18 protein-coding genes are annotated in these 22,103 nt (G+C 48.3%); 6 read left to right on the forward strand and 12 right to left on the reverse strand.

Annotated elements, in window-relative coordinates:
* Positions 1 to 115: 115 nt before the first annotated feature.
* Both tnpA and DWZ76_RS04405 read right to left on the reverse strand, forming a co-directional pair.
* Positions 116 to 514: an IS200/IS605 family transposase gene (gene tnpA, locus DWZ76_RS04400; RefSeq protein ID WP_270807777.1), complete on the reverse strand. Its 399-nt coding sequence runs from the start codon at positions 512 to 514 to the stop codon at positions 116 to 118.
* 201 nt (positions 515 to 715) lie between these two features.
* Positions 716 to 2,053, reverse strand: coding sequence for an MATE family efflux transporter (locus DWZ76_RS04405; protein ID WP_118468077.1), 1,338 nt, complete (start codon positions 2,051 to 2,053; stop codon positions 716 to 718).
* Positions 2,054 to 2,282: 229 nt separating this feature from the next.
* Between DWZ76_RS04405 and nhaC the strand changes: the two genes are divergently transcribed.
* The gene (gene nhaC / locus DWZ76_RS04410; protein ID WP_118472013.1) at positions 2,283 to 3,671 is read left to right on the forward strand and encodes a Na+/H+ antiporter NhaC; all 1,389 of its coding nucleotides are present in this window, start codon (positions 2,283 to 2,285) and stop codon (positions 3,669 to 3,671) included.
* A gap of 155 nt (positions 3,672 to 3,826) precedes the next feature.
* On the forward strand, positions 3,827 to 4,705 hold the full coding sequence (locus tag DWZ76_RS04415) for an MBL fold metallo-hydrolase (RefSeq protein WP_022358555.1): 879 nt from the start codon (positions 3,827 to 3,829) through the stop codon (positions 4,703 to 4,705).
* A 184-nt stretch (positions 4,706 to 4,889) separates the two neighbouring features.
* Here DWZ76_RS04415 and DWZ76_RS04420 read toward each other — a convergent pair whose 3' ends face one another.
* The 8 genes from DWZ76_RS04420 to DWZ76_RS04455 all read right to left on the reverse strand — a co-directional run bounded on the left by DWZ76_RS04420 (position 4,890) and on the right by DWZ76_RS04455 (position 13,970).
* Positions 4,890 to 5,309: a C-GCAxxG-C-C family protein gene (locus DWZ76_RS04420; protein ID WP_118472014.1), complete on the reverse strand. Its 420-nt coding sequence runs from the start codon at positions 5,307 to 5,309 to the stop codon at positions 4,890 to 4,892.
* A 337-nt stretch (positions 5,310 to 5,646) separates the two neighbouring features.
* Positions 5,647 to 6,549, reverse strand: a complete 903-nt coding sequence (argF, locus tag DWZ76_RS04425; RefSeq protein WP_022358782.1) for an ornithine carbamoyltransferase — start codon at positions 6,547 to 6,549, stop codon at positions 5,647 to 5,649.
* A gap of 2 nt (positions 6,550 to 6,551) precedes the next feature.
* Positions 6,552 to 7,730 carry an aspartate aminotransferase family protein gene (locus DWZ76_RS04430; RefSeq protein ID WP_118472015.1) on the reverse strand — a complete coding sequence of 393 codons (1,179 nt, stop codon included), beginning with the start codon at positions 7,728 to 7,730 and terminating at the stop codon, positions 6,552 to 6,554.
* A 104-nt stretch (positions 7,731 to 7,834) separates the two neighbouring features.
* Positions 7,835 to 8,701, reverse strand: coding sequence for an acetylglutamate kinase (gene argB, locus DWZ76_RS04435; protein WP_118472016.1), 867 nt, complete (start codon positions 8,699 to 8,701; stop codon positions 7,835 to 7,837).
* Positions 8,701 to 9,909, reverse strand: coding sequence for a bifunctional ornithine acetyltransferase/N-acetylglutamate synthase (argJ, locus tag DWZ76_RS04440; protein ID WP_107000104.1), 1,209 nt, complete (start codon positions 9,907 to 9,909; stop codon positions 8,701 to 8,703). The genes argB and argJ overlap by 1 nt, the downstream gene beginning before the upstream one ends.
* Before the next feature lie 249 nt (positions 9,910 to 10,158).
* Positions 10,159 to 11,097, reverse strand: a complete 939-nt coding sequence (gene argC, locus DWZ76_RS04445) for an N-acetyl-gamma-glutamyl-phosphate reductase (protein ID WP_118472017.1) — start codon at positions 11,095 to 11,097, stop codon at positions 10,159 to 10,161.
* Positions 11,098 to 11,201: 104 nt separating this feature from the next.
* Entirely contained in the window at positions 11,202 to 12,590 is a 1,389-nt protein-coding gene (argH, locus tag DWZ76_RS04450; protein ID WP_107000435.1) for an argininosuccinate lyase, read from the reverse strand.
* Between the two features lie 129 nt (positions 12,591 to 12,719).
* Positions 12,720 to 13,970, reverse strand: a complete 1,251-nt coding sequence (locus tag DWZ76_RS04455; protein WP_117796458.1) for an argininosuccinate synthase — start codon at positions 13,968 to 13,970, stop codon at positions 12,720 to 12,722.
* A gap of 400 nt (positions 13,971 to 14,370) precedes the next feature.
* Between DWZ76_RS04455 and DWZ76_RS04460 the strand changes: the two genes are divergently transcribed.
* Complete coding sequence (locus DWZ76_RS04460; protein ID WP_118472018.1) at positions 14,371 to 15,525, forward strand: NADP-dependent malic enzyme; 1,155 nt, start codon at positions 14,371 to 14,373, stop codon at positions 15,523 to 15,525.
* 87 nt (positions 15,526 to 15,612) lie between these two features.
* On the forward strand, positions 15,613 to 16,152 hold the full coding sequence (locus DWZ76_RS04465; RefSeq protein ID WP_107000108.1) for a DUF4364 family protein: 540 nt from the start codon (positions 15,613 to 15,615) through the stop codon (positions 16,150 to 16,152).
* Positions 16,153 to 16,355: 203 nt separating this feature from the next.
* Here the strand turns inward: DWZ76_RS04465 and glmS are convergent, their stop codons facing one another.
* Entirely contained in the window at positions 16,356 to 18,197 is a 1,842-nt protein-coding gene (glmS, locus tag DWZ76_RS04470) for a glutamine--fructose-6-phosphate transaminase (isomerizing) (protein ID WP_118472019.1), read from the reverse strand.
* Positions 18,198 to 18,585: 388 nt separating this feature from the next.
* Here glmS and DWZ76_RS04475 point away from each other — a divergent pair, with 388 nt between their 5' ends.
* The gene (locus DWZ76_RS04475) at positions 18,586 to 19,575 is read left to right on the forward strand and encodes a site-specific integrase (RefSeq protein ID WP_118472020.1); all 990 of its coding nucleotides are present in this window, start codon (positions 18,586 to 18,588) and stop codon (positions 19,573 to 19,575) included.
* Here DWZ76_RS04475 and DWZ76_RS04480 read toward each other — a convergent pair.
* Positions 19,511 to 21,052 carry a carboxypeptidase M32 gene (locus DWZ76_RS04480; protein ID WP_118472021.1) on the reverse strand — a complete coding sequence of 514 codons (1,542 nt, stop codon included), beginning with the start codon at positions 21,050 to 21,052 and terminating at the stop codon, positions 19,511 to 19,513. The two genes, DWZ76_RS04475 and DWZ76_RS04480, sit on opposite strands and share 65 nt — an antisense overlap.
* A gap of 358 nt (positions 21,053 to 21,410) precedes the next feature.
* On the opposite strand from DWZ76_RS04480, the gene DWZ76_RS04485 reads away from it, so the two are divergent.
* A complete protein-coding gene (locus DWZ76_RS04485; RefSeq protein WP_022358438.1) occupies positions 21,411 to 21,863 on the forward strand; it encodes an NUDIX hydrolase in 453 nt (150 codons plus the stop codon).
* The last annotated feature ends 240 nt before the right edge of the window (positions 21,864 to 22,103 follow it).

Consider the following 22,103-nt stretch of genomic DNA (forward strand, 5'->3'; position numbering starts at 1 on the left):
CCCTATAATATTAGAATATTCCGGCCGGATATTGACCGATGTTCTGTGCGACAGCAGCATTCCCCTTCCCCCCTTCAGACAGCCATGCATATGAATATTTACAATTCACATTGAATTAATACGACTTGCTCTGATGTTCAATATAACAGCGAATATTTTCCTCAGATACGGATCCGATCGTTTCCACATAATAGGAATGGTTCCACAGTTCTCCCTTCCACAACTGGTTTCTTATTTCCGGAAAACGTTCGAATAATTTCCTGCCTGTGATCCCCTTCAGATACTTGATAATGGCTGTTATTGACAGCTTTGGTGGAGCTGATACAAAACAGTGAACATGATCACCTTCACCACATTCAAATAAATGAACGGTAAAACCTTTATCGTCAGCTATCTGCTGCACGAGTTCCTGTAGGTATTTCTCAACTTCTGGGGTTAATATCTTCCGTCTGTATTTCACCGACCAAACCATATGGTAGTTAATATTACACACGCAAGTTCTATAATGTATCAGATTTCATTTCATACATATAGTATATCATATTGAAGTGTAATACGCAATTATTATTCGAACATATTTTCGCTTTTATTGTATGCCGGTTACGGCATTACTATCAAAGGATGAGAATTATTATACTATTTGCATTGTGCAGATATGCACACTCCTGCGCTTTCATCTCGGTAATTGAATTGCCGAGGATTCCCGCTTATTGTCCTAAAAATATTGATACCTCCTTCTCTTCGCCACCAAAAAGATAACTGACACCGTCACGGACATACACTCCGCCACGATAATTGCACCCCAGATTCCGTTCAAGCCCAGGAGCAGCGGCAGAATGATAACCGATGCACTTTCAAACACAAGAGTACGCAAAAATGCTATCAGCGCCGAGGTCAGTCCATCTCCCAGCGCCGTAAAAAAGGCGGAACTGAAAATGGAGAAACCGCAGAATAAGAACGAAACCGCATAAATGGAATACGCATGTACCGTCATGTCCAGAAGCCCGGCATCATATCCTACGAAAATAGCTGCCAACGGTGCCGCCATCACCTCGGACAGCAGCAGCATGCTCAGAGACGCCGCCGCGATCAGAAGCACACTGCGCTTTAGCAGGTTATTTAACTCCTTTTTATTTCCTGCGCCGTAGTGATAGCTGATAACTGGAGCTACGCCGGTCGCATAACCGATGAAAATCGCAAGGAAAATAAAATCCACATACATGATGGTTCCGTAAGCTGCGACTCCGTTTTCTCCCGCGTAGCGCATCAGCTGCGCGTTATACAGCATGCCGACAATGGACATGGAAATACTGCTCATCAATTCCGATACACCGTTGGTGCAGGCACGTCTGAGCGCTCCTCCATCCCACTTTGGTCTGCGAAGGCGCAGGCTGCTGCTGTTCTTCCGCAGGAAATAAACCAGCGGTATCGTTCCGCCTATGATCTGTCCCATCGCAGTCGCCATCGCCGCTCCGGCAATTCCCCAATGGAACACTCCCATGAACAGAACATCTCCCGTCATATTGAGCACACCCGAAATGATCGTTACAATCAGCCCCAGCTTCGGCTTCTCCGCCGTCACGGAAAGGCTGCCAAACGCATACTGCAACATTAAAAACGGAAGCGCCACCAGAATGATCCGTCCATACCGGATGCAGTCCGCCAGCATCTCTCCCTTCGCGCCAAGAAAGGCAGCGATCTGCGGTAAAAACAGAATACTGATAACCGCAATTACCAGACCAGAAACAAAGGTCGCAGCGATCAGAAGGGAAAAAATCTCCTGCGCCTTCTCACGCCTGCCCTCGCCCATAATCCGGGCGATCAGGGCACTTCCACCCGTGCCGAACATAAATCCCATGGCACCTACGACCATCAGAAACGGCATAATGAAATTGACCGCCGCAAACGGCGTTTTTCCTACAAAATTCGATACAAAATATCCATCTACCACTCCGTAAATGGAGGTAAAAATCATCATTAAAATAGATGGAATTGTAAACCGGATCAATCTCCCAAAACCGAAATGATCCGATAACTGAATCCTCTGTTCCATAACATTCTCCTGTCAAATTTTTAAGTAATTCTGCCATTATATCATAATTCTTCACATCACGGAACATCACCTGCACCTCTTCTCCCTTGAGCCAAATAAATATTATTCCTACGGTTGATTTTTTCGGAATTATTCTATATAATGAAAATAAATTTACAATTTAACGCGTTAAACCTCAACGCATTAAATTCAAAAAAGCACGACTTTCACATTAGGGAGGAACTATGTTATGAGCGAAGACAAAAAATTAAACATGCCTCAGTCGCTTCTGCTTCTGCTCCTGATCATCGGAGCGGTTGCAGTCTGCATCCGGCTGAAAACGGGCGGACCGATGATTGGACTATTTATGAGCTGGATCATCATCTATCTGTTTTGTAAGGTATTACGCATAAATTATGAGCATGTTGTAAACGGCGCTTACGACGCGATCCGGGTTGTCGTTCCTACCCTGTGCCTGCTCATGGCAATCGGCGTCATGATCGGTACCTGGCTGCAAAGCGGCACGATTGCAACCATCATTGTCGGCGGTTTAAAACTGATCAACCCGACCTGGCTGCTGCCTCTGACCCTGATTTTCTGTGCCGTATTAAGCCTTGTGACCGGAACCTCCTACGGTTCCGTCGGCAGTGCCGGTGTTGCCATGATGGCAATCGGCAACGCGATGGGCATCCATCCTGGCATGGTGGCAGGTGCTGTCATCTGCGGCGCGATGTTCGGTGACAAATTAAGCCCGCTTTCCGACACAACCAACCTGGCTCCAGCGGTTGCTGGCTCTAAATTAAACGACCACGTGCGTTCCATGCTCTGGACCACGCTTCCGACCTTTGTCATCAGCCTGGTTCTCTTTGTAATTCTTGGCATCAGCCAGACTTCAGGGAACTATGAAACTGGAAATCTTCTGACATACATCGATGCCCTGCAAGGTGAGTTTAAACTTGGCTTCATCACTCTGCTGCCAGCCATCGCAATCATTATTCTGCTTTTATGCAAAGTAAACTCGGTTGTCTCCCTTGGTCTTTCCGCCATCTGCGCCGGAGCTGTCTCTTTCTTCTATCAGGGCGCAACTCTGCAGAGTATCATCCGTGTTGCTTACAACGGATACAGTACCAGCATTGAGGAAGGTATTTTACAGACCATCTTAAACCGCGGCGGTATGAGCAGCATGCTTCAGTATGTGGCAATCATCTGCTTTGCAGTTGGTATGGGCGGTATGCTGGATCGCCTCGGCGTTCTCGGCAATCTCTTAAACGCCATCGTAAATCACATCAACAGCGATGGCAGCCTGATTGCAGCAAGCCTTTTAGTCGGCTATGTAACCAGCTTAATCAGCTGTTCCCAGCCGATGTCCCACGTCCTGACTGGAAATATGATGAAACCGCTGTTCAAATCCAGAAAAATCGCACCAGAAATCCTTTCTCGTACCCTTGAGGACGCAGGTACTTTATCCGGTCCGATGATTCCGTGGCACGGTTACTGTGTATACATGTCTGGAACCCTCGGCGTTGCCTGGTCAGTATTCTTCCCATACCTGTTCTTACTGTACTTAACACCTTTGTTCAGTATTTTCTATGGATTTACGGGAATCTCCATCCGGCATACAGACGGCGCTCAAAATTAAACCTTTCTCTTGATGAAAACAAAAGGATCGAAACATATATTCAGCCTTTGACACAGTGTTTACCTGTGCAAAGGCTGAACACATCTAATTTGCCCGAACTTTTTTCATGATTTCGCGCAAAATATATTACATATGAATTTAGGAGATGAATATTTATGATGGAAACAAAGCTTGTACTTCTCGGAACCGGTACCCCGAACGCCTGCCCGAATGCCAGCGGTCCTTCTTCTGCAGTTGTCGTAGGCGACCGCGCTTATCTTGTAGATTTTGGTCCTGGCGTTGTCCGTCAGGCGGCGAAAGCATACCAACAGGGAATTGATGCCCTGCGCCCGGACCGGCTGATGATCGCATTCTGCACACATCTGCACACCGACCACACGGCCGGCTATCCGGATCTCATTTTTACCCCGTGGGTACTGGAACGCCCGAAGCCGCTGAAAGTATTCGGTCCAAAAGGCATCCAGAACATGACCGAACATATTTTAAAAGCATATGAGACGGACATCGACTTCCGTATCCACGGCTTTGAAAAAGCCAACGAAAATGGCTACAAAGTCGAAACTACCGATATCCAGCCTGGTATCATTTATCAGGATGACCGCGTGACGGTTGAGGCATTTCCAGTCAGCCACGGTACGCTTGAAAGCTACGGATTTAAGTTTACAACACCGGATAAGGTGATCGTGATCAGCGGTGACACGGCTCCGCTTGAGATCGTGGCGCAGAAAGCGGAAGGCTGCGATATTCTCCTCCATGAGGTCGAGTACACCGCCGGACTCTCCGCCAGAGAGCCAAAATGGCAGAAATACCACCAGGAAGTTCACACTCTCAGCGTTGATCTGGCAAAGATTGCCGCCAAAGCGCACCCGCGGCTTCTGGTTACCTACCACCGTATCTATCACATGGAAATCCAGGACAACACCCGCGATGTCGAGGCTGAGATGGCGCGCAGAAACACCGCCATTTTGCAGGAAATCCGTGATGCCGGATATGAAGGTGCCGTTGTAAATGGACAGGATTTAGATGTATTCTAAGAAAAATTTAAGGGGATGCGCATTAAGTCAGTCGCTGCCACCCCTGTTCTCAGATCTTCAAGCCTTATATATAAAAAGCAGATATTCTCACACAATGGAGAATATCTGCCATCCAGTCTGACTCATTCTACGGTACGGAAAACATAGACCTGAAGTTTCAAGCGTGCCAATTTGTGAGGATGTATTAGAACAATACTTCTCCGATAATCTCCACCGCATCGCTGATGCAGTCCGGACAGGCACGCAGCACCTTTCCCGTTTCCACACCCTTCAAATCCCTACAGACCACGCTCTGGTTCTTCTCAAGGAAACGCGCGATGCACTCTCTGGCATCCTTATAAGAAACCGCCTTCGAATTCGCCAGCTCCAGATCCCCGGTACTATCCTTCAGCCCCGCCAGCACAGCCGCCGCCGAAATGGCCCCACAGGTACCATTCATGCCGCCCATGCCAAGACCAAGCCCCTCCGTCACCTTAAACAGCGCCACCTTGTCCAAATCCACCTTATCCGCAAACGCACACGCCACCGACTGGGCACAATTATACCCCATTCCATGAAACTGAGCCGCCTGCTGCTGACGCGCTGAAATCTCTTCTTTCGTCATACTGATACCTCCTAAAATTTTCTTAATCTGCTAAATTTTTTATATTATACTATTTATGCCAATTATAACATACATTTCCACTTTTTAAACACCCCAAAAAGCATACAACATACAGCGCCAGAAGCCAAATGCCCTCCGTTGCATTTGCAGGAGTCTTGGTAACTCTTGGCTCGCAGAGATTTGTGTTAGAGTTCAAAATACACCTGTCTGAGCGAAGCGAGTTTGTATTTTGGACTCTGCTTTTAACAAATCTATGCAAGCCTAGTGTTACCGGCTCCGAAACCGCAACGGAGGGCATTTGGCTTCTGGCGCGTCACCTTGCCATTTTTATGCATTTCTATTTCATCAGCGTAACCATAACCGCCTTCTGGGCATGCAACCGGTTTTCCGCCTCTTCAAAGATCTCAGACGCATGTTCTTCAAAGATCTTCTCGGTAATCTCCTGTCCACGGTAAGCCGGCAGACAGTGCATTACCATCGCCCCCGGTTTTGCCGCAGCCATCAGTTCATCATTGATCTGATATCCCTGGAATGCCTGCTGGCGGATCTTCTTCTCTTCTTCCTGACCCATGGAAGTCCATGTATCTGTGATGACAACGTCTGCATTTTCCACTGCCTTGATCGGATCATTTACCAGTGTAAATGCGTCATTGCCAGCTGCGAAATCCAGCACTTCTTTCGCCGGACGGTAATTATCCGGAGTTGCGATAGATACCTGCATATCCGATTTCAGACCGCCTACGATCAGGGAGTTCGCCATGTTGTTGCCGTCGCCGATGTAACACATCTTGAGCCCTTTCAGTACGCCGTATTTCTCACGGATCGTCATCAGGTCAGCCAGTACCTGGCACGGATGGCAGAAATCAGTCAGACCGTTGATGATCGGGATAGAACCGTATTTTGCCAGATCCTCCACTTCTTTCTGCTCGTAGGTACGGATCATGATGCCGTCCAAATAACGGGAGAGTACGCGTGCGGTATCCTGTACCGGCTCACCGCGTCCGATCTGTAAGTCGCGGGAGGAAAGGAACAGTGCCTGTCCGCCGAGCTGGAACATACCGGTCTCAAACGAAACTCTGGTACGGGTGGATGACTTTTGGAAAATCAGACCGATGGATTTGCCCTCCAGAAGACGATGTGAAATGTGATGTTTCCGCTCATATTTTAACTGATCTGCCAGATCCAGAATCGAGGTAATCTCCTCCGGTGTGCAGTCCAACAGCTTTAATAAATGCTTCATGTCTAAAATACCTCCCTCATAGCAGCGATTGCCTCGTCCATCTCCTCTTTCGTGATAACAAGCGGCGGAAGCAGACGGATCGCCTCTGTACCGGCTGTCAGGACCAGGACGCCTTTCTCCATCAGCTGACTGACCATCGCAGCTCTCTCGTCTTTGTCCACTACGATGCCTAACATCAGTCCCATGCCGCGAACAGTTTTTACCTTCGGAGAACCGATCGCTAAAATCTCCTTTTTCAGGTACTCGCCCTTTTCCTGAACCGATTTCAGGAATTCCGGCTTATTTACGATATCTAATACGGTATTGGCAGCCGCACAGCAGAGCGGATTGCCGCCGAAGGTTGTACCGTGCGTACCGGCGCCCAGTACATCCTGGCATTTCTTATCCGCCATGACAGCACCGATCGGAACACCGCCGCCGAGTCCCTTGGCCATACTGATGATGTTCGGCTGAACGCCGTACTGCTCATAGCAGAACAGGCTTCCGGTACGTCCGATGCCCGTCTGAACCTCGTCAATCAGAAGCAGGATGTCCTTCTCCTTGCAGAACTCGGCAGTTGCCTGTACAAATTCCTTATCAAGCGGAAGGACACCGCCCTCGCCCTGAATCATCTCCATCATGACAGCGCAGGTCGTATTATCAATCTTGCGCTTCATGTCTTCGATATCATTGGCTGCCGCATAATCAAATCCTTCCGTGAATGGGAAGAAATACTGATGAAACTTGTCCTGTCCGGTTGCCTTTAATGTCGTCACGGTACGTCCGTGGAAGGACTGTTTCAGCGTGATAATCTTATTTCTTCCCTCGCCGTATTTGTCAAAGGAATACTTTCTTGCCAGCTTGATCATGCCCTCGTTGGCTTCCGCACCGGAGTTTGCAAAAAAGATTTTTCCCATTCCGGCTGCATCGACCAACTTCTTTGCTACCTGCACCATCGGCTCGGTGTAATACAGGTTGCAGGCATGCATCAGCTTATGTGCCTGCTCCGATACCGCAGTCGTCAGCGCCTCGTTGTCATGGCCAAGACTGTTGACACCGATGCCGGAGGTCAGATCAATGTATTTCTTTCCCTCCGTATCCCACAGCGTCGCGCCTTTTCCGTGATCCAGCGCAATCGGAAAGCGGCCGTATGTATGCATGATATATGTTTCTTCGCCCTGCTTGATTTCTTCAAATGTCATAAAAAACCTCCTAACGCCCACATCTGCCCGCAAAGCTTCCAGCATCCGTCCTGCATTTCAGCTAAAACAGCCCGGATTCGTGCAGAATCTAGTTCATCTGCTGTTTACGAGAACATGGTTCCTACACCGTCATTGCTCAAAAGCTCGACCAGAATCGAGTGCGGCACACGACCATCCTGGATATTGGCACGTTCTACGCCCTGGCGCACTGCCTCAACGCAGCAATCTACCTTCGGAATCATGCCGCCGGAGATCACGCCCTCTTTGATGAGTGCCGGAACCTCGGAAACTTTCAGTCTCGGAATCAATGTCGAATCGTCTTTCGGATCGCGCATCAGACCGCATACATCCGTCAGAAGAATCAGTTTTTTCGCTTTCAGTGCCACCGCCAGCTTCTCCGCTGCCGTATCTGCATTGATGTTATAGTTCGTCTCCTCGTCCATGCCTGCTGCCACGGAGGAAACAACCGGGATAAAGCCCTCATTTAAAACATCGAGAACGACTTTCTCATTGACTTCTTTAATATCTCCCACATAGCCGTATTCCGTTCCATCCGGATCGACTAACTGGATCGCCTTGAAGAGTCCGCCGTCCATGCCGCCCAGACCAACGGCATGTCCGCCTGCTTTCTCAAACAGGGAAACAAGGTTTTTGTTAACCTTGCCGCAGAGAATCATCTGGACAATATCCATCGTCTCGCGGTCTGTGTAGCGCAGACCTTTGACAAATTTAGACTCTTTTCCGGTTTTTTTGAGCATCTCCGAAATCTCCGGACCGCCGCCGTGTACCAGCACGACCTTGATTCCTACCAGATTTAAAAGGACGATATCCTCGATCACCGCCTGCTTTAAATCTTCATTAATCATGGCGTTTCCGCCGTATTTTACAACGATAATTTTACCTGCATATTCCTGAATATAAGGCAGTGCCTCTACCAGGACTTCTGCGCTCATTTTTGATCCTGTTTTCATCACGTCCGATAATCTCCATTAATCTTCACATAATCATAGGTCAAATCGCATCCCCAGCAGGTAGCGCTTCCGCTGCCTTCCTGAAGCGTTACATTGATCTCCACTTCATCCTGGCTTAAGATTTTCTTTGCCAAATCTTCATCAAAATCAAGTCCTCTGCCGTCCTCACAGACCGCAATGCTGCCCTCTTTGGAAGCAAACTCGACTAACACTTTCTCCGTGTTAAACTCAGCTCCGGAATAGCCCATCGCGCAGAGAACGCGTCCCCAGTTCGCATCGGAACCGAACATTGCTGCTTTGGTCAGGGAAGAACCGGCGATGGATTTTGCCAGTACCTCGGCTGTCTCCTCGTCCTTCGCTCCCTTCACGGTACAGGTCATCAGCTTGCTTGCGCCCTCGCCGTCTGCCGCAATCTTACGAGCCAGATCCTGCATAACCGTCTGCAATGCCTCGCGGAATGCCTCGTATGCCGGATCTTCTGCAGTAATCTCCGCATTGCCAGCCATACCATTTGCCAGAACGGTACACATATCGTTGGTGGAAGTATCGCCGTCAACAGTCACACGGTTGAAGGTACGTTTTACATTGAATAACAGCGCCTTGCGGATCATCTCGCTGCTGACTGCACAATCGGTTGTGATGAAGCACAGCATCGTTCCCATATTCGGGTGAATCATGCCGGAACCTTTGCAGATACCGCCGATGTGGCAGGTTGTTCCATCTACATCAAATTCAACAGCGATCGTCTTCACTTTTGTATCGGTCGTCATGATCGCTTCTGCAGCTACCAGGGAGTTGTCATATTTCATCTCCATCTCGCCTGCATGAGCCTCGATCGCCTCAACCGGAAGCGTCTGACCGATGACGCCGGTCGATGCTACGATTACATTTTCCTCCGAAACGCCCAGCGCTCGCGCGCCTGCCTTTGCCTGTCTTCTTGCATTCTCCATGCCAAACGGAGCGCACGCATTCGCATTACCGGAATTGACAATAACCGCCTGTGCCTTTCCGTCGGCCAGATGTTCCTTTGTCAGTAAAATCGGCGATGCCTTGACGCGGTTGGTCGTATAAACCGCCGATGCGTTGCAGACACAGTCCGAAAGGATCATCGCCAGATCCTTTTTTGTATGAGATTTGCGGATTCCGCAGCGCATCGCACCCGCTTTAAATCCTTTTGCAGCACAAACGCCGCCTTCGATTATCTTCATATGACATTCCTCCTGTCATTTTTAATGTACTCTCGGAATCTTTCTGTGCTTGATTTTGTGAGATGTTTTTTTGTCAGTTGTGCCCAAATTTCTGAGGCGTACGCGGTGCGTACGTTGATGAAATTCGGGTGCGGCTGGCGGAAAATCAGCCACAAAAGCAAGTGCAGAAAGACTCCGAGAGTACATTTTTATATAACTTCGTCTCTATAGTCCCCCGCAGCTATTTTATGATTTTATCTCTCAACCCCTCTATAGTGCCAGTCCAGTTGTCTCCTCAAATCCGAGCATCAGGTTCATGTTCTGAACGGCTGCGCCTGAAGCACCCTTTCCAAGATTATCAAAGAGCGCCGTCACCATGGTCTGTTCCCCGTGACCATTGACAATCAGCTCCAGACTGTCTCGGCCTGCCATATCTGCCGCCGCGATCATACCGTCATATCCAAACGGATGTACCTTAATGAGCTTCTGTCCGTCATACCAGCCAGCCAGCTTCTCGTAGATATCTTCCGCGGTCGGCTTCCCCGGAAGCAGGCGGTTCTGAAGCTGAATCGTGACTGCCATTCCTTTATAGTAGTCATCCACGATCGGACTGAATACCGGCGGGAAGTCCAGTCCGCAGATTTTCTGCATTTCCGGCAGATGTTTATGTTTCAGAGTCAGGCCATAGATACGGGGTGCAAAATAACTCTGCGGCTTCTCTGGGGATTCATACTCGGCAATCATCTTTTTGCCGCCGCCCGAATAGCCAGTCAGCGAAAATACCGTCATCGGATAATCCTTCGGAATCACGCCCTGTGCAACCAGCGGATACGTTGAAGTGATAAATCCGGTCGCATGACAGCCTGGATTCGCTACGCGGTTCGATTTCTGAATTGCCTCGCGATGTGCATTCGAAAGCTCTGCCATACCATACGTCCATCCGGCTGCCGTCCGGTGTGCGGTAGAGGCATCGATGATACGTGCCTTGGAACCTTCTGCCAGCGCAACCGCATCGATCGCCGCCATATCCGGCAGACACAAGAATACAATATCTGCTGCGTGAATCAGTTTCCGCCGTTCTTCACTGTCTTTCCGCTTTTCTTCATCAATCAGAAGCAGTTCGATATCCTCTCTCCCGGCCAGACGATCATAAATCTGCAGTCCGGTTGTTCCTTCTTTTCCGTCTATATAAATCTTCGGTTTCGCCATTGTTCGTCCCCCGTTTCCTATCCGTCTTTCTTATGTCACATTTCCAACGCCCGTCATTGCTTACGCAGCCATCACCATCCGCATCCGGCGCTGACCAGAATGCACTAAACCGTTTCGTGCTCGCTCACAAACTTCTCAATCACCAAAATCTGACGGGTTACTTCCTCCGGAGCCGGTCCACCAATCACCTTACGTCCACGTACACAGGTCTTTAAGTCTATCGCTTCATATACGTCATTCTCAAAGGCATCCGAATGCGTCTTGTACTCTTCCAGAGTCAAATCGGCTAAGGACTTGTCCTCACGTACACACTGGGCTACCAGCTGTCCGACGGTCTTGTATGCGTCACGGAACGGCATTCCCTTCTTGGTCAGGTAATCTGCACAGTCCGTTGCGTTGATGAAGCCTTTCAGAGCCGCTTTCTTCATATTGTCTTTCAGGATCTGCATCGTGGAGAACATCGGTGTCAGCACACGCAGACACTGTTTTACGGTGTCAATCGCATCAAAGACAGCCTCTTTGTCTTCCTGCATATCTTTGTTGTATGCCAGCGGAATGCCCTTTAACATTGTAAGAAGAGTAAATAAATCGCCGTAGACACGCCCTGTCTTGCCGCGGACCAGCTCGCATACATCCGGGTTTTTCTTCTGCGGCATAATGGAAGAACCGGTGGAGAATGCATCATCCAGCTCTACAAACTTGAACTCCCAGGAGCACCAGGAAATAATTTCCTCAGAGAAACGGGACAGATGCATCATCAGGATGGATAAAGCGGCTGTCAGCTCCACGCAGTAATCGCGGTCAGAAACACCATCCAGGGAGTTGTTGGTCACTCTGGCAAATCCAAGCTGCTGGCGTACAAAATCACGGTCGATCGGATAAGTCGTGGAAGCCAGCGCGCCGGATCCGAGCGGCATATCATCCATGCCCTCTAAGCAGTTTTCCAGACGAATTACATCACGGCGCATCATATTGGCATATGCCATCATATAATGTCCAAATGTAACCGGCTGTGCACGCTGCAGATGTGTATAACCCGGCATAACGGTCTCCAGATTATTTTTCGCGCTCTCACAGAGTGCTTCCATGAAATCGATGATTTCTTTCTTGATTGCCACGATCTCTTTCTTCACGTAAAGACGCATATCCAGTGCAACCTGATCATTTCTGGATCTCGCCGTGTGAAGACGTTTTCCGGCATCGCCGATGCGCTCGGTCAGAATCTGCTCTACATTCATATGAATATCCTCATAATCCTGTGAGAAATGAATCTTACCTGCCTCAATATCCGCTAAGATACCTTTCAGTCCTTCGATAATCTTGTCTGATTCTTCCTTCGCAATGATGCCCTGCTTGCCCAGCATAGCCGCATGGGCCATGGAGCCTGTGATATCTTCCTTATAAAGACGACAGTCAAAGGAAATCGATGAGTTAAAATCATTTACCTCCAGATCTGTCTCTTTTCCGAATCGTCCTGCCCATAACTTTGCCATAAGTGTAAACTCCTTTTTATTCTCTGATTTAGAACCAATGCGACCATTGGAATCGGCAGATACCGGAAAACCAATGGTCACCATCGGCTGCGGGCTTGTCGCCTGCAGATTATTTATTATTTTCCTAAATTATTCTACGCTCGGAAAATGCTCGCCGGTCTTTGCTGCCAGAACTTCGTCGTTCAGGGCGCGAACCTTGATCGGAAGTCCGAACAGGTTGATGAATCCAGCGGAATCTGCCTGGTTGTAGCAGTCATCCTCATCAAATGTAGCCATGCCTGCAGAATACAGGGTGTATGGAGATGTAACAGATGCCGGAATGATGTTGCCCTTGTAAAGTTTCAGTTTTACATCACCGGTTACGGTCTCCTGTGTGGAATCAACAAACGCGCTCATTGCTTTGCGCAGCGGTGTGTACCACTGACCATTGTATACTAACTCAGCGAACTTGAGAGCCAGCTGCTGTTTGTAGTGCTGTGTCTCTTTGTCCAGAGTGATTTCTTCCAGTTTCTCATGAGCCTTGTAAAGGATAGCTCCGCCAGGAGTCTCATATACACCACGGCTCTTCATGCCAACCAGACGGTTCTCTACAATATCCAGAAGTCCGCAGCCGTTCTCACCGCCTACCTTGTTCAGAACCTCGATTACCTTCTCTGCATCCATCTCCTCGCCGTTTACACTGGTCGGAACACCTTTCTCGAAGTGGATGGTTACATAAGCAGCTTTATCCGGTGCATTCTCCGGAGATACGCCTAACTCAAGGAATCCAGGTTTGTTGATCGGAGCCTCGTTTGCCGGATCCTCCAGATCCAGACCCTCATGGGACAGATGCCACAGGTTCTTATCCTTGGAGTAGTTGGTCTCTTTCGTAATCTTTAACGGAATGTTGTGAGCCTCTGCGTACTCGATCTCTTTTTCACGGGAATTCAGTTCCCAGAAACGCCACGGAGCGATAACATCCATCTGCGGAGCAAATGCCTTGATAGCCAGTTCGAAACGAACCTGATCGTTTCCTTTACCGGTACAGCCGTGGCAGATAGCGTCTGCGCCCTCTTTCTTCGCAATTTCAACGATTCTCTTAGCGATAATCGGACGAGCGAAGGAAGTACCTAACAGGTAATGCTCATAAGTAGCGCCAGCCTTCATGGTCGGGATGATGTACTCATCTACGAACTCTTTCTTCAGATCCTCGATGTACAGCTTGGAAGCACCTGTCTTTAATGCCTTCTCTTCCAGACCATCCAGCTCCGCACCCTGACCTACGTCAGCGGAAACTGCGATAACCTCACAGCCATAGTTTTCTTTCAGCCACGGGATTAAAACCGATGTGTCCAGACCGCCTGAATATGCAAGAACAATTTTATTATATTTCTTAGCCATTTTTCATTTCCTCCAATCATTTGCCTGCGTGATGCTTTTTTCTTTGTCCGTCCAGTCAACTAAGACCGGCAGATTTATATGCCTCACGTGAAATTACCCAGATTATACCTCCTTGATCCTAATTATGCAATACTTTTTTTGCATTTTTATGAATAATTTTTGTATAAAAACGTGTTTTATGCATTTTTCATGTGTTTTATGCATAAAAATAACATTTACGAACTTCATTTATATGCTATGCTACATGATAGGTATAAGTATTATAAATAAGTGGTACTGTGTGTGTACAGTAACATGGTACTGCCCTTCCTGCATTCTAAAATATGCATCTTGATTTAAAATGTCAAAATTGCTATTATAATGTAAGAATAAAATGAAAGCATTCGAAAGGATAAAAACCATGACGATCAATGAAAAAGCACTCGAACTTCATGAAAAATGGAACGGCAAGCTCGATACCGTCTCCAAAGTACAGGTAAAAACCAGAGAGGATCTGGCTCTGGCATACACACCGGGCGTTGCAGAACCATGTAAGGTAATTGCAAAAGATCCGGAAGCTGCATACCGCTACACCATCAAGTCCAACACTGTAGCCGTTGTCTCCGACGGAAGCGCCGTTCTGGGACTTGGCAATATCGGACCGTTAGCAGCTATGCCGGTTATGGAAGGAAAAGCCGTTCTGTTTAAAGAGTTCGGCGGCATCAATGCATTCCCGATCTGCCTCGACACACAGGACACCGAGGAGATCATCGAGACAGTTGTCCGCATTGCTCCGGCATTCGGCGGTATCAACCTGGAGGACATCTCCGCACCGCGCTGCTTTGAGATCGAGGAACGTTTAAAGAAACTGTTAAACATTCCGGTCTTCCACGATGATCAGCACGGAACCGCCATCGTCGTACTGGCAGGTATCATCAACGCCCTGAAAGTAACCGGCAAGAAGAAGGAAGACTGCCGCGTCGTTGTCAACGGCGCCGGAAGCGCAGGCGTTGCCATCACCAAACTGCTCTCAAACTACGGATTCCCGCATATTACCATGTGTGATAAGACCGGTATGCTCTGCAAGGGCATGGAAGGGCTTAACTGGATGCAGGAAAAGATGGTCGAAGTTACCAACTTAGAGCACAAGACGGGCACACTTGCCGATGCATTAAAAGGCGCTGACATCTTCGTAGGCGTGTCTGCTCCGGGCATCGTTTCCCAGGAGATGGTTGCTTCCATGAATAAGGATTCCATTCTCTTCGCAATGGCAAACCCGGTACCGGAGATCATGCCGGATCTGGCAAAAGCTGCTGGTGCAAGAGTCGTAGGAACCGGACGTTCCGATTTCCCGAACCAGGTCAACAACGTTCTCATCTTCCCAGGCATCTTCCGCGGCGCTCTGGAAGGACGCGCAACCGCTATCACCGAAGAAATGAAACTGGCTGCTGCCAACGCAATTGCTGCTCTGGTTGATGACAGCGAATTGAGCGACGAGAACATTCTTCCGGCAGCATTTGATCCGCGTGTAGCTGACGCTGTTTCCAAGGCTGTGAAGGAACACATTAAGAAATAAACGTAACAATTCAAGCGATTCTCGCATTTACCGTAAGAACCGCACAAAATTTGCACCGTTACGAAATAATAATAAAGGAGTTTTTCCATGCTGGCTGAACCGATGACACTTTACAAACTGATGAATCTCTATATGCTGCACCAGGTCAATTTTCCGCTGACCAACGCGCAGCTCTCCAATTTTTTCCTGGATCGTGAGTACACCACGTATTTCACACTCCAGCAGGCTTTGAACGAGCTTCTGGATGCAGGTCTGGTAAAAAAGGAGACGATGCGGAACAGCTCCCGCTATGAGATCACTAAGGAGGGCGAGGAAACGCTGGAATTTTTCGGCAAAAACATCTCTCCTGCCATCGTCAGCGACATGGATGAATACCTGAAACAGAACCGCTTCCGCATGCGAAACGAGGTAGGACTGATCTCCGATTTCTATAAATCGACCAATCAGGACTACATCGTTCACTGCGAGGTGCGGGAAGGAAAAGCCGTTCTTGTCAATCTCGATATCTCCGTTCCGGATAAGGAGCAGGCGGAAATCATGTGCAATCACTGGAAGGATCGAAGCCAAGAGATTTATGCTTATGTGATGAAATCTTTGATGAGTGAGCATGGGGTGGAGAAAAAATAAAGACGATAAAAAATCGCATACGAGACGAAAAAGAGAGTCCTCCGCGTGATTGCAAAATCACACGGAGAACTCTCTTTTTCTGTTTAGTTTCAAGCAAAAAACAAGGTCTGCGTCTGACATTTTATGCCTTTTTGCAAACCTTGTCTTTTCTTTCCATTTATATTACTTTTTCTAGATCTATAACAACACCATAAAAAGCTCTATTACTCTACCGTAACACTCTTCGCCAGGTTTCTAGGCTTATCTACATCCAGTCCCTTCGATACACTTACATAATATCCCAGCAGCTGCAGCGGCACAACCGCTAAGCTCGGTGTGAAGTGCTCGTCAGTCTTCGGTATATAGACTGCGAAATCGACGGTGTCTTCAATATTGTAGTTGCCTGCAGTTGTGAGTCCCATGAGGTAGGCGCCGCGGCATTTTACTTCTACCATGTTGCTGATCATCTTCTCATACAGGGCTTCCTGGGTCAGGATGCTGACTACGAGGATACCATCCTCAATCAGGCTGATGGTTCCGTGTTTTAATTCTCCGGCTGCATACGCTTCGGAATGGATGTAGCTGATCTCTTTTAATTTCAGGCTGCCTTCCATGCTGACTGCGTAGTCGATGCCGCGGCCGATGAAGAACACGTCTTTTGCATTGGCATATTTCGCTGCGAACCACTGGATGCGTTCTTTGTCATCTTCGAGCAGCTTCGCGATCTGATCCGGCAGTTCCTGCAGGGCTGCAAGGAGTTCTTCATATTTTTCTTCTGTGATCGTACCGCGCACATGGGCAAACTGCACGCCCAGAAGATATCCGGCAACCAGCTGTGTGCTATATGCCTTGGTGGTCGCCACCGCAATCTCCGGACCTGCCAATGTGTAGAAAATATGATCTGCCTCACGCGCAATCGTGGAACCTACTACATTGACAATCGCCATCGTAGGAACGCCCTGGCTCTTTGCCAGACGCAGGGCTGCCAGGCTGTCGGCTGTCTCGCCCGACTGGCTGATGATGATAACCAGACTGTTCTCTTCCAGAATCGGGTTCCGGTAACGGAACTCGGAAGCCAGCTCGACGCGGACCGGAATACGCGCCAGATCTTCGATCACATACTGCGCTGCCACGCCTGCATGGTAAGCAGAACCACACGCTACGATATAAATACGCTTTAACGAACGAATGACATCATCGGAAAGTCCCGCCTCGGTCAGGTCAATATGACCATCGCGAATGACTGAATTTAATGTATCCCGAACCGCACGCGGCTGTTCATGGATCTCCTTAATCATGAAATGCTCATAACCTCCCTTTTCAGCAGCTTCTGCATCCCACTCAATCGTCACAAGTTCTTTCTGAATCTCTTCCTGATCAATATTATAGAAAGTAACCTCTCCCTTATGTAAGCGTCCCAATTCCTGGTTGCCGATATAGTATACCTTGCGGGTATATGGAAGCAGGGGCGGAACATCCGACGCGATAAAGGATTCACCCTCGCCTACTCCGATGATCATCGGGTTATCCTGACGGGCTACAAAGATCTCCTCCGGATAATCCTTAAACATAACCGCCAGTGCATACGTGCCACGGATACGCATCATCGCACGCGCCATCGCATCGAGCGGTCCCTCGTTGTATTTCTTATAATAATGATCGATCAGCTTTACAGCCACCTCTGTATCAGTATCTGAATAAAACGTATATCCATTTTTAATCAGTTTTTCGCGAATTTCCTGATAGTTTTCGATAATACCATTGTGAACCGCTACCACGCTGCGGTCATCCGTGCAGTGCGGATGTGCATTGTTCTCAGACGGCTCCCCGTGTGTCGCCCAGCGGGTATGACCGATACCGCAGTTGCCCCGCATTGCGCGTCCATTGTCTGTTTTCTCTGCCAGCGCGCGCAGACGTCCCTTCGCCTTTACAACCTCCGGTACACCTTCTCCGTCTCTGACTGCCAGACCTGCTGAATCGTATCCACGATATTCAAGCTTCTCCAGACCCGCTAATAAGATCGGAGCCGCCTGCTGGTCTCCTGTATATCCTACGATACCACACATATAATTATTCCTCCTTTTTTCAACCAAGCGAGCCGCTGCCATCATATCGCCTCAGACACTCCCGCCTTCGTATCTCTATCTCAAGAATATGATAAATCTATTGATTCTTCAAAATAGAATCTTCTATAAAATATGTCGTTTATCCCTAAATAGCGCCTGACCGGCACCTTCGATATAGACTTTCTTCTCAGTCATGTACATATTCTGTCTCATTATACCAAAAAAGAATCTTCTTGTCAGCATTTGCTGTAATATTTTCGTCAGTCATCATATAGACACATCTCATTTTAAAACCCTCCGCCATAAGCAGTCACATATTTCTTCTGCATATCTGCCTGTAAAATAACGATTGTCCACGACAACTATTTTTTATACAGGAGGTTTCATCATGAAAAACGAAACAATGTACTTTAACGATCTTCTTTCCATCTGGCTGGAAAAGCAGAAACAGGCGCGAGCCCTGTCTACCTATGTGAAATACCGGCATCTGGCAGACCGTTATATCTCCCCTTATTTTAGATCCATCCAGCTTTCAGATGTCGATCTGCCTATGCTTCAGACATTCCGCAATTCCCTTTTATCCCCGGATTCCCTGCATCCGCTTGGGAACGGAACTATCCGCTGTATTCTTCTGCTCGTCAACTCCATTCTGCGTCTTTCCTATGAAACCGGGCAGACAAACGGCATTCTCTATCTCCCGCCCCGTCTTCCAAAAAAGCGCCCTGAAGTACCTGTTTTTACCCTTCAGGAACAGGAACAGCTCGAACACTATCTAACTGCCCGTACAGGAGTCTCCGAAGCCGTCATCTATCTGGGACTCTATACAGGGCTGCGAGTTGGAGAACTCTGCGCCCTGCGTTGGGAAAATATTCATTTTTCCGATCGCTATCTCCATGTCCGACACACGGTGCAGCGCCTGACGCGCCTTGACACAACCCATAAATCAGAACTCATTTTATCCGCTCCCAAAAGCATCTCCTCCAACCGTTTGGTTCCCCTGCCCGCTTTCCTTCTGTCGATCCTACAGCCCTATTCTCATCCGGAACACCCGGATTATTTTCTGCTGTCACAATCTGCCAGCTCCCCGATGGATCCGCGAACCTTCCAGAATCACTACCAGCGCATTCTATCACAAGCCGGACTGCGCTATCTGAATTTTCATGCAATCCGGCACACGTTTGCCACCCGCTGTATCACAAATGGCATGGATCCCAAAACGCTCAGCGAAATTCTGGGACACTCCGATTTGAAAGTCACGCTTGAATACTATTTTCATTCCTCTCTGGAATTCAAGAAAGAACAGATCGACCGCCTTACTGCACTTTCTCCGGCCGTCCATACTTCTCTTCCAGATATGCCACATAATATGACGGATTAAAATCTTCCCCCGTCATATCGCGCAGGATCTGACGGCTGTCCTTCAATTTGCCATACTGGTGAATATTTTTCCGCAGATATTCACGGATTTCTCCCAGGTTTCCTGCCTCCAGTAGTTTTTCTACCGGCAATTCCTTCTTCATCTGGTGATAAATCTGCGCGCCAAAGGCATTTCCTAATGCATAGGACGGAAAATAGCCGATCGATCCCTGTGACCAGTGAATATCCTGCAGTACGCCCTCCCGATCCGTGGACGGGCGTACTCCCAGGTATTCTTCATACTTATCATTCCAGATCTGCGGCAGCTTCTCCACCTCCAGATCCTCCTCAATCAGCATTTTCTCAATTTCATAGCGCACCAGCACATGCAGCGGATAAGAAAGCTCATCCGCTTCCGTCCGGATCAGCCCCGGAACGGTTCTATTAACCGCCGCCAGAAAATCCTCCAGACTCGTCTCCGTCAGCGGGCTTCCAAACATCTGCGCCACTTTTCCATAAATCGGTTTCCAGAATGCATGGCTGCGCCCCACGATATTTTCAAAGAAACGGGACTGGCATTCATGCATTCCCATCGAAGTTCCCTGCCCCACCAGCGTCTGTGTCAGGTCATCCCGGATGCCAAATTCATAGATAGCATGTCCCGTCTCATGCAGCACGGAAAAAATCGAAGAATCAATCCGTTTCTGATAATGCGTCGTGATCCGTACATCATGATTGTGCAGATTCGTCGTAAACGGATGGGCGCTGAGTGCCAGTACTCCCCGGTCAAAATCAAAGCCCTCATACTCTGCTAGGAAACGCGCCGCCTCTGCCTGCGCCGCCTCCGGATAATCTGCGGATAAAAAGGCGTCCGGAACCGTCTTCGAGCGCTCTGCCGATTCTTTCAAAAGCGGCACGATTTTCCCTTTCATCAGCTCAAAAAATGGATCTAACATCTCCATATTAAAACCTTTTTCGTAGGTATCCAGCATCACATCGTAAAGCTTCTGTCCCGGCTTTGCCCGGTACGCCGCAAATTTCTTCTGATAGGAAATAATCTCCTTCAAAACAGGGGCAAATGAAGCAAAATCATTTTTCTCTCGCGCACGCGTCCAGATTCCCGTCGCACGCGCCGTAAGTTCTGCATACGCACGGTATTCCTCCGGCGGAATGCAGGAAAGCCGCTCCTGCTCCTCGGCTGCTTCCCGGAGAATTGCCGACTGCACCTCATCAAATACGCCCGCATTCTCTTTTTCTGCCTTCTGGCAGGCATCCAGCAGCTCCTTAAAACGCATTGACGCCAGAATCTCCTGATACTGCTCCGAAAGTGAACCTATCACCCGCGCGGTATGCTCTGCTGCACCCTTCGGCGCCAGCGTCTCATCATCCCACTCAAACAAAACCATCGACGTCTGAAGCGCCATCGCCCGCTCCAAAAGAGACTGCAGCTCCTCAAACTGTTTTTTTACATTCTGATTCTTTTGTTCTGTCTGTGCCATTTTCCTGCCTCCTGTCTTTTTTTCGTAATTCTATCATCCAAATTCTGTGTATTTTTTAGGTTTCGCTGCACATATGCCTGCATTCTTTTGTAATATGAGCCATTTCCATCTTCATCATACCAGATTTTCTTTCTTCTGTTTCTTATATCTTTCTTATGATTTTTTACAGTTCACACATTGTGCAAACTGTAACAGGATTTTCTCATGATGCCTTATGTGACTTTCCAATCTTGCATAATCATGCAAAACGCGGTATACTAAAACCAGTTTAAATCATATGCATAAAGCTGGTTCCCGGCTCACGGATATACGCCACGAATCAACTTCCATGCACACACCAGGACAGGAGGGATTGCAGATGATCGAAGCAACGAGCTGCGGCGGTGTGGTTATATTTCGGGGAAAATTACTCGTTCTTTACAAAAACTACCGGAACAAATACGAAGGCTGGGTTCTTCCCAAAGGAACCGTAGAACCGGGCGAAGACTTCAAGCAGACCGCCCTCCGGGAGGTTCATGAGGAGACTGGCGTCGCCGCCTCCATCATCAAGTACATTGGTAAAAGCCAGTACACCTTCAACACCCCTCAGGATACCATCGAAAAGACCGTGCACTGGTATCTGATGATGGCGGACAGCTACTACAGTAAGCCGCAGCGCGAAGAATACTTCGTCGATTCCGGCTACTACAAATTTTACGAAGCCTACCACCTTCTGAAATTTTCCAACGAAAAACAGATCCTGGAAAAAGCCTACAATGAGTATCTGGATCTGAAAAAGGCAAATTTGTGGGGGAATCGGAAATACTTTTAATCACAAGAACAAAGAGGCTGTTGCAAAATCATTATCAAAAATAGATGATTGAGCGGCAGCTTCCATTTCTCTGCAAGCTAATCTGGGTTAAAATTCGCGGTTTTCCTGTTAAAAAAGGCTTTTCGGTAATTTCCTATGAAACAAAAAAACACCCCGTCCGCTGCACAAAGCCAACGAACAGGGTATTAAAAAGGGGAGGATAAGTATTCAAAAATTTCTCTTTTGTGATACTAACAGTAT

The organism is Clostridium sp. AF35-15, from assembly GCF_003477745.1.
In the GTDB taxonomy this organism is placed as follows: domain Bacteria; phylum Bacillota; class Clostridia; order Lachnospirales; family Lachnospiraceae; genus Otoolea; species Otoolea fessa.